We start from the raw sequence: 14936 nt of genomic DNA on the forward strand, positions 1-14936 counted from the left end.
GGGGCTGGACCAGCTGCCGCTGACGGCCAACGGCAAGATCGACAAGGCGGCGCTGCCGGTACCCGGCGCTGCGGCTTCGGATACCCAGCACGAAGCGCCACAGGGTGAGGTCGAACAGGCGCTGGCGCAGATCTGGGCACAGGTGCTGGACGTCGATCAGGTCGGCCGGCACGACAACTTCTTCGAACTGGGCGGCGACTCGATCCTGAGCATCCAGATCAAGGCGCAGGCACAGCAGCAGGGTCTCCAGTTCGCGCTGGAGGCACTGTTCGAACGGCAGACGGTGGCTAGGCTGGCCGAGGTGACGACACAGCGTGATAGCTCAATCCACGCGGCCGCCCGGCTCACCGCGCCGTTCGCACTGGTGGATGCCGGTGTGCGTGCACGGTTGCCCGACGGGGTTGAGGATGCGTATCCGCTCAGCCACATGCAGGCGGGCATGCTGTTTCACAATGCCTACGCCGTGCAGTCCCCCACTTATCACGATGTGATCCGGTACACGATTGGGGAGCCTTTCGACCGCCCACGTTTCGTGGCGGCCCTGCGTGCGGTGGTCGCGCGTCATCCGGCCCTGCGCACGCGCTTCAGCGTTGCCGACTACGAACTGCCGCTGCAGTGCGTCCATCACGACGTCGAACCGGAGCTGGAGATCGAGGATGCCCGCGATCTTGCGCCCGGCGCGCAGGTGGCCTTAATCGACGCATGGGTCGATCAGGAGCATGTGCGGGGCTTCCGCGAGAATCAACAGTGGATCCGTTACCACGTCTGCGTGCTGGGCGAGCATGCATTCGCGCTGGGATTGAGTTTTCATCATGCGTTGCTGGATGGCTGGAGCGAGGCCAGCCTGGTCACGGAGCTGTTGGGCCGCTATCACGGCGAGCCGCGCACCACCGCGGCTGCGCCGTTGAGGAGCGTCTACCGCGATTACATCGACGCCGAACTTCAGGCCCTAGCCGACGAGGACGCACGCGTGTTCTGGCAGGCTGAACTGGCGCGCAGTGCACCGGCCGTGATCGCGCCTCACCTGCACCTGGCACGGGCCGGGGATCACAACGGACTGTTTGCGGGAAAAACCATCCTGCACGCGCAAATCGCGATTCCCACGCATACCGCCATGCGCTTGTTCGGGTTGGCTGCGCGGCTGCAGGTGCCGCTACGCACCGTGCTGCTGGCGGTGCATGCCACCGCGATGGGGATCGCCACCGGGCAGGACACGGTGACCTCCGGACTAATCGCGCACGGCCGCCTCGATCACCCTGATGGCGATGCTGTGCTGGGCGTGTTCCTCAATGCACTGCCGTTCACCCAGCACGTGGCCGGCGAGCGCTGGGCCGACGCGATCCGGACGACGTTCGCGCATGAGCAGGCGGTGGAACGCCATCGCCGCTTCCCGGTTGCATCGCTGACCCAGTCGGCAAGCGCGCGGCTGCCGTTCGATGTGCTGTTCAACTTCACCAAGTTCCATGTCTATGAGCGGATCGAGGCTGGGCAACCCCGGCTGGACCTGAATCAGCGAGGTGGCATCGCCGAAACCAGTCTGCCACTGTGCGTGAACTTCCAGGTCGACCCGCAAGGGCAATCGGTCGGGGGGGCGCTGTCGTTCCTCGCCGAGCGCTACACCGCACGCGCGGCGCAAAGCGTGGCGCGAATCTACACCCAGGTGCTGGACACCCTTGATGCGGACGGCGAGGCCGCACGGCCGACGTCCTGGGGCGACCTAGACGGGGTGGCGGTACAGCCGCTGCGCCTTTCCACCGCGCTGGCCGCTGCTGCGGATCTGATCGGGGCGGTACCTGCGCTGCGGGTCGGCAGCGAACGCATGTGCCACCGCGATCTGGGGGGGCGGATCGCCACGGTGGCGGCTGCACTGTGCCAACGTGGGGTTGGCGCGGGCACCCGGGTCGCTCTGGACATCCATGATCCTGACCAGCGCCTCCTGGCCCTGCTGGGTATTCTCGCGACCGGTGCACAAGCGGTACTGCAGGCGGCGGGAGCGGCGGGAGCCGTGGTGCGTATCACGCTGGATGCCGGGACGACCACGGCGATACCTATCGTGACCCTACAGACCCTGCTTGCCCTGCCGGATGCCGGGGACGCCGGACGCGTGGCGATGGAAACGGAACTGCAGATCGTTGATTCACATGGCCAAGCGGTCCCGCCCGGTGTGATCGGCGAGCTGTGCTTCTACGACGGGCGCATCGTCACCGGCGATGACCGCAGTGGGTATCGCAGCGATGTGCTGGCGCGTGTGCTCCCCGACGGCTCTCTGGAATGGATGGGGTCGCGCGCCCAGTGCATTAGGCACCGGAACTTCGCCATCGTGCCGGCCGAGATCGAACACCGGCTCGCCGCGCACGCACAGGTGGGCGATGTGGTGGTGCGCAGGGTGACCGGCCCGGACCACGAGCACCTGGTCGCTTTCGTCGTGCCGGCAGCGGCGGGGAGAAAACCCGATTGGCAGGAGCTGCGTCGCCACGCTGCGCAGAGCCTGCCGCCGCAGCAGTTGCCGGACCACTACCAGGCCCTGGATCGCCTGCCTCTCGATGCCACGGGGCACCTCGATGAAACCGCGTTGCTAGTGATGGGCGGTGGTCGGCCCGCACGCGACCACGAGGCCCCCGACGGCGACTTGGAGGCGGTGCTGGCCTCGTTGTGGTCGGACGTGCTGGGCATCGCCGCGATCGGCCGCCACACCGACTTCTTCCAGGTCAGCGGCGATTCGATCCAAGCGATGCAGATTGCCGCGCGGGTGGAAAGAACCTTGGCGGTATCCGCGCCGGTGGGCCTGATCTACGCCAACCCCACCATCGCCGAGTTCGCGGCGGCGCTGCGCGATGATCCGGCGAGTGGACGCCGCGCGACGCGTGCGGCCGAGCTGCTCGTGCGGCTGTCCAACGAGCGGCATGCAGCGCCGCCGGCAGACACTCCCTCGCGCGACGGAGCGGGGCAGAACCTGGTGGAGGCGAAGGAATGATCCGCATTACCAGCGAAGACCAGGATGCCGTTGCGCGGCTGCTGGCCAAAGAAGGCCTGTTGGCGTCGGCTTCGCCCATTGCGCGGGTAGCCGATGCGGATCGCGCGCCGCTGTCGGACTATCAGCACAGCCTGTGGCTGGCCCTCAACGGGGGCGGCGCCCGCCATGCCAACGTACCGCTGGTGCTGAAGGTATCCGGAGGCACGGTGGACGTCGCCATGCTGGAGCAGGCATTGGTGTCCATCGCTGAGCGGCATGAAGCGCTGCGCTGCCGGGTCATCGTCGAGGACGACATTGCCTGGCAGGTGCCGCAGCCGCTGGATGGCGTGCGTCTTCAGGTGGAGCGGGTAGCGGCCGGCGCACTGGACGCGCGTATCGATGCACTGGTCAATTCACCGTTGGATATCCGCACCGAGCTGCCGTACCGGCTGCACCTGCTACAAGTGGATGTCGCATCGAGCTATTTGATTGTGCTCACCCATCACATGGTGTTCGATGGCTGGTCGATCGGGCTGTTGCAGGATGCGTTGCAGACGGGCTATGCGCACTTGTTGCGCGGCGCCACGCCAGCGCAGCCATCGTTGGCGCCGCGGCACCTGGATTTCGCACTGTGGCAGGCCAGTGCGGCCGGCCGGGCAAGCCGAGAGAAAGGGCTGGACCATTGGCAGAGGCTTCTGCAGGGTGCATGTTCGCGCCTGCATTGGACGGGGACGCCGCGTCGGCAGAGCGCCGCCGCGCATGCCGGTGGCAACCACCAGTGCGAGTTGCCCGAGGCCCTGTCGGCCAAGGTGCACGCCTTCGCCGCCGCGCACCGCACCACCGTGTTCGTCGTGATGGTCTCCGCCTATGTGGAAGTACTGTCGCGCTTCTGCCTGCAGGACGACCTGTGCGTGGGTACGCCGACCTCGGCACGCGACCAGCTCGATCTGGAAAAAGTGATCGGTTACTTCGTCAATACGGTGCTGCTGCGCCACCAGCGCGAGCCCGGGCAGAGTTTCGACGGTCTGATGCGCCGCATGGACGCGCAGTTCCGGCTGGCCCGCGAGCACCAGGCAGTCCCGTTCCATGCTGTTACTCGCGTACTCGACGGAGCGCGCGGCAGCCAGCAGCCCTTTACCCAGGCGATGTTCGCGTATCAGACCGAGAGCAGCGGTACCGGGCTGGGTTTCCAGTCCGGCGGGCTGGTCTTCGAGCCCTACCATTGCGAGCTGCATGAGGCGCGGTACGACCTGCTGCTGACTGTGTTGTCCAGGCGCCGCCAACTGGCAATCAACATCGAATACCGTACGCAGGCGTTCAGCGCCGAAACCGTGGCGCAGTTCGCCGATGCGTACGTGCGGCTGCTGGAGGCCGCGATCACTGCCCCGCTGGCGCGTCTTGCCGACCTGGGTCTGCAGGCGCCCCCCGAGCTGCAGGCAGCCGTCTCTGCGCCAATGGAACCGGTGGGACAGCCGGCGAGCGCGGAAGGACAACAGCGGTTGGCGTCGCTGGTACGGATTCTGGCGGCAGCCGGCATCGGCTGCCACTCGCGGGTCGGGCTGGCAGGGCAGCCCTGCGAGGCCCAGGCCCTGTTGTTGCTGGCGCTGCTGCACCGGGGCGCGTGCTGCGTGGTGCTGGACCCGGCCGCCCTGCTGGATGGCGGCGCTGCCCATGCCGAACAGGTGGGCGTGCAGATCATCGCGACCGATGGCGCCTGGCATGCCGCGCTGCAGGGCGTGGTGCCCACGGTGCTTGATGTGGAGCGCCTGATCGATGCCGGCGGCAACGCGCCCGTATCGAACCTGGCGCTGTCGCGGCTGGTCCGGGTCGACCGGGCGGCCGAAGCCGCCGCGCCGGTGCAGATCGTGTTCCCCGCCGAGGCAGTTCTGGCCGGTCTGTCGGCGACCGGGCGGCTGGCCAACATCGCCGGGTGGGGGTCGGACCCCGATGTGCCGGTCTTCGACCGTGTCATGGTCCAGCTGGCGCAGTGCATGAGCGCCGATATGGGCACGCCGCAGGTGCAGGTGGAGGGCATTCCCCTGCGCAGCGACGAAGGCGCAGGCCAGGTGCTGCATCGCCTGGGGTTGGGAGACTTGGACGCGCCACGCCACCTGCATGCCGAAGGCAATGTCGACTACCGGTATCTTCTGCGCATGCCCGAACGCGTCGTCGATGGCAGTGTCTGCCATGTGCGCGAGGGAGTATCCAGCCGGTTCGACATCGCATCTGCCGTGGTACTGGACCGCCACGCCGGTCCGGTCGACGCCGGTATGCCGGGCGAGGTGCTGCTGGGTGGGGCGGACCTGGCATGGGGCTATGCGGGTGACGCACGGCGCACAGCCGAGCGGTTCATCCCTGATCCGACCTCCAGCCGCGCGGGCGCACGCCTCCTGCGCACCGGTGCCTGGGCGAGCCATGATCCGGACGGTGGCCTGCGTCTACTGGGGCAGGAGCAGCTGCGTGTGGACCATCAGGGCGTGGTCTTCGATCTGGCCGAGATCGAGCATGAGCTGCTCGCGCTGGATGGCATCGTGGCCACGCGTGCGCAGCGCGAGGAGGCGCCCGGGCGCAGCGTCATCGCCGTTTCGCTGGTGCTGGACGGCAGCCATACCTACAGCGCCATGTCGCTGCGCGAGCATCTTGCGCCGCGCCTGCACGGCAGGATGCTGCCGTCGCGCTTCCTGGTAACCGCCGCCCCGGTGCGGGGCGGGGACATGGGCATCGAGCCGGCCGCTTTCCAGGTACTGCTGGCGCAGGACGGAACCGATCCAGCGCTGCAACGCATCGAGGCGATCCTGCAGGAGGTGTGGCAGGAGGCACTGGGATGCGAGGTCCATCGCGACGACAACTTCTTCGAACGCGGTGGCGATTCCATGCTCTGCCTGGTGGCGCAGTCGCGTGCGGCCAAGCGGGACGTGCAGTTCGCCGTGGAGGATCTGTTCGCGTACCAGACCCTGGCGGAGCTGGCTGCCCATTGCCACCACGGGGTGACGCGAAACGAGGACGTCGGGCCTTTCGACCTGGTCTCCGCCGCCGACCGTGCGCGACTGCCGGCCGACGCCGAAGCCGCTTACCCGATGAGCCGGCTTCAGGCCGGTATGTTCTACCACTCGCGTGACGCGTCGCAGCGCCTGTACTTCGATGTGATCCATGTGTGGCTGGAAGGCAACGCGAACGCGCCCCTGCTGCGCGACTGCCTGCAGAGCGTGTTGGCCCAGGCAGATACCTGCCGGTCCACATTCCACGTCACCGGCTACAGCGAGCCGCTGCAGGTTGTCCGCCGCGAACGATGGGTGCCGATCGAACTGGTTGACGCCGCCACGGGCGATGATGCGCAGATGCAGGCCTGCATCGAGGCATGGGCGCGGGACGACCTGGCCCGCGGTTTCGACATGGAGCGCCACGCGCCGATCCGCTGTGCGATCCATCGCTTCTCCGAGACCTGCTCGGTGATGTCCTATAGCTTCCACCACGCGTTGCTGGATGGCTGGAGTGAAGCCCAGATCACGGTCGATACCCTCTCCCTGTATGCGCAGTGCCGTGCGGGGCAGGAGCGCCCGGCGGCAGCCCCACGCCTGCGGTACCGCGAATTCATCGCGCTGGAGCGTGCGGCCGAAGCCAGTGTGGCGCAGCGCGGCTTCTGGCAGGCCTACCTGCAGGATGTGCACTGCCGCGACATTCCGGTTCTGCCGGGCGCGGTGGCGGAGGACGATGCAGGCGCGATCGAGCTGCCTATAGGCGCCGAGCGCTCCGGCCAGCTGCAGGCGCTCGCTGCGGCGCTCAAGGTATCGGTGAAGGCGGTGCTGCTGGCAGTGCACTGCCATGTGATGGCGCTGGTAACCGGTTCGCCGGACGTGATCACCGGGGTTCCGTTCAATGGTCGGCCGGAACTGGCCGGGGGGACCCAGGCGCTGGGACTGTTCCTGAATACCCTGCCGCTGCGCGTGCGCACCGATCGGCACCGCCATTGGCGGTCGCTGGTCGCAACCAGTGCACGCAGCGAGGCGGAACTGGCCCCGTACCGGCGCTTCCCGCTGAGTGCGGTGATCGCGGCGACTGGTGAGGTCGCGCGGCCGAAAGTGCTGTTCAACTACCTGCACTTCCACAATTACGACGCGCTCGGCGAGACGCTTCCCCTGCAGATGAAGGCGCGCACCGGCGTGGCGGTCAACAGCCTGAGCTACGTGGTCAACTTCTGGACCGAGCCAAGTGACAAGTGCATCTATGGCATTCTGAGCGTGCCGGCGCAGGAACGGGAGCACGGGCGTTGGATCGCCGCATTGTTCGAGCACTGCATCGGGTCCATCGCCGACAATCCGCAGGGCGCCCTACCACCGCTGCCGCCCGGCTACGTTGGCTACCGTGGCACCGCGCGGGTTGCGGGCGGCTCCAACGTCGACGGCGGTCATCCTGGTGGCCCGACCGCATCCGCCGATCGTGGCGGCGCGCCGCAATCGCCAACCGAGCATGTCGTTGCCTCGGTCTGGAAGCGAGTGCTGGGCGTGGACGACGTGCAGCGCAACGATGAGTTCAATGCCGTCGGAGGCGATTCCATCGCCGCCATGCGGGTAGTGGCGGAGCTGGAACGCATCTACGAATGCGACATCGACATGGCCACGCTTCTGCTGTTCCCGAAGCTGGCGACCTTCTGCGCGGCGCTGGACCGCGACGAGACTTACGGCGAGGACATCATGACCGGCTCGCGGCTGCTGCTGGAGGCGTACCGGGCACGTATGCGTCGCGACGCCGCATCCGTCAGCGGGGAGGGCGTATGAGGATCAGTGCCGAGAGTATCGCCACGCTGCACGGTTCCCCGGCACGGATCGCGGCTGCGGGAACCGGTCCGACCGATGAGGTGGTGCGCCTGGGCGGCGGAGACCAGGGCGTACCGCTGTTTCTGGTGCACCCGGTGGGAGGCGGGGTGGGCTGCTATCTGCCGCTAGTGCAGGCACTCGACCCGGCGTATCCGGTGTATGCCTTTCGCCACCCTGGCTTGAACGGCGAATCGCCGCGGCAGGCGCTGGACGCCCTGGCGCAGCGCTATCTGGATACCATCCGCAGGATGCAGCGCGGTCGGCCGTACCGGCTGGGAGGCTGGTCCCTTGGGGGAGTGGTCGCCACGTTGATGGCGGCCCGCGCGGAAGCACTGGCCGAGCCGCCGTCGCTGCTGCTTGTGATCGACAGCCCTGCGTGCATGGCGGACGGTGGCTTTGTGCCTACCGGACACACTGCAGCCCCCGACGAGGACGAAGACCGCAGGGCAGCGCTTCAGGACATGGAGCGCAACGCTGCTGCGCTGCACGGCGACCCCGACGCACTGGCCCTCCTGCATGCAGTGCTCGCCGCCAATGCCGAAGCGCTGTCGGTCCATCGGATGACGATAACAGTACACAGCCTGCACTACATCGGTGCCGGGCCGGACCTGTCTGACCGCGGCTGGCGGACGCTAGCCCGCGAGCGGTTCGAACGGCGTCAGTGCACGGGCAACCACTACTCGATGATGGACGCGCCGCACGTGGCGTTGCTGGCCCGTCACTGCGCCGAATGGCTGGCACGGGGCACGTTCGCAACTCCTGGAGATGCCTGAGCTGCATGGATATCACCGATCTCGACCTTGAGCTGCTCAACGCCCACCGACGCGGCCGCCGCAGTGAAGAACGCGCGCGGATTCCGCTGGAACCCAGTGATCAGGGACCGCTGTCGTTCGCGCAGTCGCGGCTGGCCTATCTACAGCTGCTCGATCCGGCCTCCAGTCAGTACAACATGCCGTTTGCCTTCCGGGTCGAGGAGGCGCTTGACCACGCAGCGCTGCGCCAAGCAGTGGCCTGGCTTCTGGACCGCCATCCGGCGCTGCGCAGCGGTGTTCATCTGGTCGATGGGGAGCCGGTTCAGCGCATCCATCCGACCGGCGAGGTAGAGATCGACGTCTGCGACCTTCGCGACGTGCCAGTGCCAGCGGTCGAGGGCGCCTTGCGCACTTGGATGGCCGAGCGCGCCAGTGCGCCGTTCGCGCTGGTTGCAGGCCGCATGCTGCGCGTCGAGCTGGCGCTTCTCCCGGGTGAACAGACGCTGGTGCTGCTCACCATGCACCATATCGCTAGCGACGGTTGGTCGCTGGGCATCATCAAGTCCGAATTGTCGGCCGCCTATGCGGCGTTCGCGCAGGGCAAGGTGCCGGCCTTGCCGGCTCTCCCGATCCGCTACCTGGACTTTGCCGCGTGGGAGCAGCGCAGTGCGGAGCTCGATGCCGAACGGCATTTTGCTTACTGGCAGCAACAGCTGGTGGACGTGGACACCACGGCTACGCTGGCCTACGACCAACCACGAGGCAGGGCAGCAGGGTCGCCGGGCAGTACGGTCGCGCTGGCGTTGAGCGGCTGCAGTTCGGCTGCGCTGCGCGAGCTGGCGCGGCAGGAGGGGGCGACAGGTTATGCGGTGGCAGCGGCCGCTTTTGCGGTCGTCCTCTCGCGGCTGGGCAACGCTTCCACGGTACAGTTCGGTACGCCGACAGCCAATCGGACCCGCGCCGAAACCCAGGGCCTGGTCGGCTTCTTCGTCAACATGCTGGTGATCCGGCTGCAGGTGGACGGCCACGCCAGCTTCCGTGGTCTGGTGCGTGCGGCCCGGCAGATCGTGGCCGAAGCGCAGTCGCACCAGAGCGTGCCGTACGAGCACCTGGTGGAACGGCTGCAGGGGCAGTCGCGCCCGCAGCGAAGTGGTCTGTTCCAGGTCGTGTTTTCCTACGATGCTATGGCCACGGCGACCGAACCGATGCGGTTTGGTCCCCATATCGCAGTGGCCGACGCCATGCCGCACCAGACGGCCAAGTTCGACCTCACGGTCAACGTGGTCGAGAGGGGTGATGCGTTGCTGCTCGTGGCCGAGTATGCATCGGACGTGTTCGAGCACGAGCGCATCGAAGCGATCTGCGCGCAGTACCGCGACACGCTTGAGGCGTTGCTGGCGGCACCGGATGTGCCGCTGGCGGCGCTGTCTGCGCCCGTGCCGTTGCAGGAGGTGCTGCCGGAGACGCCCCACCGCACCGCCGATCTGTTCGCGCGGCTGCAGGCGCATCCGCCGCAGGCGATCGCGTTGCAGGGCGAGACCGTGGTGGACTACGCCATGCTGCTGGCCCGGGTGGAGCGGCTGGCCGTTCGCCTGCGGCTGCGCGGGTTGGGGCCGGGCGATGTGGTGGGGCTGCTGATCGAGGACCGCGCCACGCTGATCGTGGCGATGCTGGCCTGCCTGCGCGCCGGTGCGGCATTCCTGGTGCTGGACACCGGCTACCCAGCCGCGCGGCTGCGCAACATGCTCGACAGCGCCCGCAGCGGCGTCCTGATACAGCAGGGGGCGGTGCCGCCGCTGACCGCGTCGCAGGTACTGGACCTTGATGCATCGGACACCGACGCCCTCGCCGAGGCGGGTCCGGTAGTCGACGGGGCGGTGTCCTCGGTGTTGCATACTTCTGGCTCCACCGGCAAGCCCAAGGCGGTGGCGTTGCCGGTCAGCGGTCTGATCCAGCACGCGTTGCGCATGCAGCAACTGTGGACGCTGAGCCCGGACGACCGCGTGCTGCAGTTCAATGCACCGGTCTTCGATGCCTTCCTGGAAGAGGTGTTCACCACGTTGGTCAGCGGCGCGCGCCTGCTGCTGCCGGCGCAGCGTCTGCTCGACCCGCAGCAGTTCTGTGCGTACGTGCAGGCGCACGCGGCGACCATCCTCGACCTGCCCACCGCGTACTGGCACGCGCTGACCTTCCAGTTGGACGAGGCTGGCGCTGATGCGCTGCGCAGCGTGCGTTCGGTGGTGGTCGGCGGTGAAGCGGCTTCGGCCGATGCGGTACGGCAGTGGCTGCGTCTGTGTCCGCAGGCCGCTTGGACCAATACCTACGGCCCGACCGAGGCAAGCATCTGCGTGTTGGCCGACACCCAGCGCACCGCGCCGGCCGAGGACGCGCTGCCGTTCGGCCCAGCGCTCGGCACGGCGCTGGCCGGCAACCGGGTGCATCTGCTCGATGACGCATTGCGGCCGGTGCCGGACGGCGCACCGGGCGAGCTGTACATCGAGGGTAGCGGTCTGGCCTACGGCTACGTCGGGCGCGCGGCCGCCACCGCCGAGCGCTTCGTGCCCAATCCATTTGGGGCAACAGGCAGCCGCCTGTATGCCACCGGCGATCTATGCCGGCGCGATCTCGGCGGCCACCTGCTATTCCTGGGCCGCAGCGACCGGCAGATCAAGCTCAATGGCCACCGCATCGAATTGGGGGAGATCGAGAAGACCCTGATGGGCTGTGCGGGGGGCCGCCTTGCCGCCGTTGGTATGCAGCGCGGTGAAGATGGCGAGGACGCGTTGTATGCCTGCGTGGCCGCAGACGATACGCTGACTGTCGCGTCGCTGCAGAACGCGATGTATGGCCGGCTGCCGGCGTACATGGTGCCCAACCGCATCTGGGTGACCGACCGCGTTCCGCTGACAGCGTCGGGCAAGATCGATCACGCGACGATCCTCGCTGCGCTCTCCGGTCCGGGGCCGGCCCACGCCCACCGTCCGCCGGAAACCGCGCTGCAGCAGGCGGTCGCCACGCTCTGGGAAGAACAGCTCCAGCAGACACAGATCAGCCTGGACGACGACTTCTTCTCGATCGGCGGGCACTCGATCGCGGCGATCCGCTTCATCGCCCGCTTCAACGCGCGGTTCAACGCCGACATGTCGCTGGTGGTGCTGCTTGATCGCCCGCGACTGGAAGACTTCTGCGTCGCTGCAGCGAACCATTTGGAGGCGCGGGCCGAACACGGCGCCGCGACCGTCCGCGCCATTCCGCTGCATGCCGGTGACGAAGGCCCCTTGTCCTTCTCGCAGTCGCGGCTGGTGTTCCTGCAGATGCTTGACCCAGCCTCCAGTCAGTACAACCTGCCCTATGCGTTCCGGGTCGACGGCGAGCTGGCCGTACCCGCGCTGCGCCAGACGCTGGCGTGGCTGCTCGAACGCCATGCGGTATTGCGCACGGGCATCCATCTGGTCGATGGCGAGCCGATCCAGCGTATCCACGCGGTGGCACCGCCCGACCTAACCGTTCACGATCTTCGAGCCCTGTCGGCGCAGGCGGCCGAAGCTGCGGTGCAGGCATCGCTGCCTGCGCGCATCGGGATGCCGTTCCGTCTGGTCAGCGGCAGGATGCTGCGCGCTGATGTGTTCCAGTTACCGGCGCAGCGCACGCTGGTGCTGCTCAACACGCATCATGTGGTCAACGATGGATGGTCGCTGGGTATCCTGATGAAGGAGCTGTCCACGGCGTATGCGGCTTTTGCACAGGGCCAGGTCCCCTCGATGCCGGTCCCGGCGATTCGCTACCTCGATTTCGCTGCCTGGGAACGAGGTAGGCCCGCCGATGCGGACAACCCGCAACCCGCAGAGAGCCACGCCGCGCCGTTGGTTGAACTGCCGCCGGACCGTCCATCCCCGGCGGTGCCGACAGGGCAGGGAGGCACGGTGGTGCTGCCGTTGCCGGTCGGGCTCGCACAGGCGCTGCGCGGCCTGTCGCGCGATGAGGGCGCCAGCCGCTATGCAGTAGGCCTGGCCGCGTTCGCTGCCTGCCTGGCCAGGCTGACCGGCGCACGCGAGGTGAGCGTGGGTACGCCGACAGCCAATCGTGAGCATCCCGATGTCCACGCGCTGGTCGGCTTTTTCGTCAACATGCTGGTACTACGCCTGCAGGTGGACACGACGACCAGCTTCCGCCAGTTGGTCGGCATGGCCAAGCGTGTGTCGTTGGCCGCCCAGACCGGGCAGGGCATTCCCTACGAGCGGCAGGTGGAGCAGTTGTCGCCCAGCCAGCGCATGCAGCGTTCGGCGTTGTTCCAGGTGGTGTATGCCTATGAAACCGGCGAAGATGTTGCCGCCGCCATTCCTTTCGGCCCCCATGCGGCCGAGGTGGAGGCACTCCCGCACCAGACCGCCAAGTTCGACCTCACCGTCAATCTGGTCGACACCGGCGACACGCTGACGCTGGTGGCCGAGTACGCCTCGGACGTATTTGATCACGCGCGCATCGAAGCAATCTGTGCGTATTACCGTGACACTTTGGACGCGTTGCTGGCGGCACCGGATGTGCCGCTGGCGGCGCTATCCGCGCCCGTGCCGTTGCAGGAGGTGCTGCCGGAGACGCCCCACCGCACCGCCGATCTGTTCGCACGGCTGCAGGCGCATCCGCCGCAGGCGATCGCGTTGCAGGGCGAGACCGTGATGGACTACGCCATGCTGCTGGCCCGGGTGGAGCGGCTGGCCGTTCGCCTGCGGCTGCGCGGGTTGGGGCCGGGCGATGTGGTGGGGCTGCTGATCGAGGACCGCGCCACGCTGATCGTGGCGATGCTGGCCTGCCTGCGCGCCGGTGCGGCATTCCTGGTGCTGGATGCGGACTATCCGCCGGCGCGGTTGCGCTACATGCTCGACAACGGACGCAGCGGTTGCCTGCTGCGGCAGGGGGCGGTGCCGGCGCTGCAGGCGTCGCAGGTACTGGATCTGGATGCCCCGGACACCGATGCCTTGGCCGAGGCGGGTCCGGTAGTCGACGGGGCGGTGTCCTCGGTGTTGCATACTTCTGGCTCCACCGGCAAGCCCAAGGCGGTGGCGTTGCCGGTCAGCGGTCTGATCCAGCACGCGTTGCGCATGCAGCAACTGTGGACGCTGAGCCCGGACGACCGCGTGCTGCAGTTCAATGCACCGGTCTTCGATGCCTTCCTGGAAGAGGTGTTCACCACGTTGGTCAGCGGCGCGCGCCTGCTGCTGCCGGCGCAGCGTCTGCTCGACCCGCAGCAGTTCTGTGCGTACGTGCAGGCGCACGCGGCGACCATCCTCGACCTGCCCACCGCGTACTGGCACGCGCTGACCTTCCAGTTGGACGAGGCTGGCGCTGATGCGCTGCGCAGCGTGCGTTCGGTGGTGGTCGGCGGTGAAGCGGCTTCGGCCGATGCGGTACGGCAGTGGCTGCGTCTGTGTCCGCAGGCCGCTTGGACCAATACCTACGGCCCGACCGAGGCAAGCATCTGCGTGTTGGCCGACACCCAGCGCACCGCGCCGGCCGAGGACGCGCTGCCGTTCGGCCCAGCGCTCGGCACGGCGCTGGCCGGCAACCGGGTGCATCTGCTCGATGACGCATTGCGGCCGGTGCCGGACGGCGCACCGGGCGAGCTGTACATCGAGGGTAGCGGTCTGGCCTACGGCTACGTCGGGCGCGCGGCCGCCACCGCCGAGCGCTTCGTGCCCAATCCATTTGGGGCAACAGGCAGCCGCCTGTATGCCACCGGCGATCTATGCCGGCGCGATCTCGGCGGCCACCTGCTATTCCTGGGCCGCAGCGACCGGCAGATCAAGCTCAATGGCCACCGCATCGAATTGGGGGAGATCGAGAAGGCACTGCTGGCGCTCGAAGGCGTGATCAATGCGGTTGCCGGCGTGCAGCGCCAGCCGGGAGCAGGCGATATGGCCTATGCCTGTGTCTCCGTCGACGCCGACGCCGACGCCGACGTTGATGTGGCCACATTGCTGGCTGCACTGCGTCAGCGGTTGCCCCCCTACATGGTACCCAGCCGCCTGCTGGTGACCAAGGCTGTGCCATTGACGGTGTCGGGCAAGGTCGATCATGCGGCCATCCTGGCCGGATTGTCCGACCAAGCACAAACAGCTGCCCATCACCCACCCCGGACGGCGCTCGAACAGGTGGTTGCAGCGCTATGGGAAGAGCAGTTCGGGCACGCGCAGTTGGGGCTGGACGACGCGTTCTTCGCGATCGGCGGCCATTCGATCGCGGCGATCCGCTTCATCTCCCGCTTCAACGCGATCTTCCGTACGGAGCTGGGCCTTGTCGTGGTGCTGGACGCCCCGCGGCTGCAGGACTTCTGCGCGGCTGCCCAGGCCCTTGTACACGACCCGGAGGCGCTGGAGCGGGACGCGCAGTTGCTGGTGAAACTCAATACGGAGTAGCGCC

The 14936-nt window shown here is 67.7% G+C and carries 4 protein-coding genes (1 of these 4 cut by a window edge); all 4 read left to right on the forward strand.

Translation table 11 applies throughout. From position 1 onward, the window contains the following. Tightly spaced (at most 5 nt apart), the 4 genes in view from ACZZ0O_RS14565 to ACZZ0O_RS14580 form a layout consistent with a single transcriptional unit that may run on beyond the window. A protein-coding gene (locus ACZZ0O_RS14565; protein ID WP_463591106.1) for an amino acid adenylation domain-containing protein crosses the window boundary here: on the forward strand, positions 1 to 2974 show its 3' portion. It extends 4649 nt beyond the left edge of the window; the window shows 2974 of its 7623 coding nt (coding positions 4650-7623); the start codon falls outside the window, past its left edge; the stop codon is at positions 2972 to 2974. Beyond that, positions 2971 to 7728, forward strand: coding sequence for a condensation domain-containing protein (locus ACZZ0O_RS14570; RefSeq protein WP_463602842.1), 4758 nt, complete (start codon positions 2971 to 2973; stop codon positions 7726 to 7728). Before ACZZ0O_RS14565 ends, ACZZ0O_RS14570 begins: the two co-directional genes overlap by 4 nt. After that, a complete protein-coding gene (locus ACZZ0O_RS14575; protein WP_463591108.1) occupies positions 7725 to 8540 on the forward strand; it encodes a thioesterase domain-containing protein in 816 nt (271 codons plus the stop codon). The genes ACZZ0O_RS14570 and ACZZ0O_RS14575 overlap by 4 nt, the downstream gene beginning before the upstream one ends. Before the next feature lie 5 nt (positions 8541 to 8545). Then, positions 8546 to 14932, forward strand: a complete 6387-nt coding sequence (locus ACZZ0O_RS14580) for an amino acid adenylation domain-containing protein (RefSeq protein WP_463591109.1) — start codon at positions 8546 to 8548, stop codon at positions 14930 to 14932. Positions 14933 to 14936 lie beyond the last annotated feature (4 nt).

This window comes from Xanthomonas sp. AC360 (assembly GCF_979258225.1).

What these genes read in the sequence shown, in the direction of transcription:
- ACZZ0O_RS14570 (WP_463602842.1), top strand. Translation starts at nt 2,971, where the DNA reads ATGATCCGCATTACCAGCGAAGACCAGGATGCCGTTGCGCGGCTGCTG.
- ACZZ0O_RS14575 (WP_463591108.1), top strand. Translation starts at nt 7,725, where the DNA reads ATGAGGATCAGTGCCGAGAGTATCGCCACGCTGCACGGTTCCCCGGCA.
- ACZZ0O_RS14580 (WP_463591109.1), top strand. Translation starts at nt 8,546, where the DNA reads ATGGATATCACCGATCTCGACCTTGAGCTGCTCAACGCCCACCGACGC.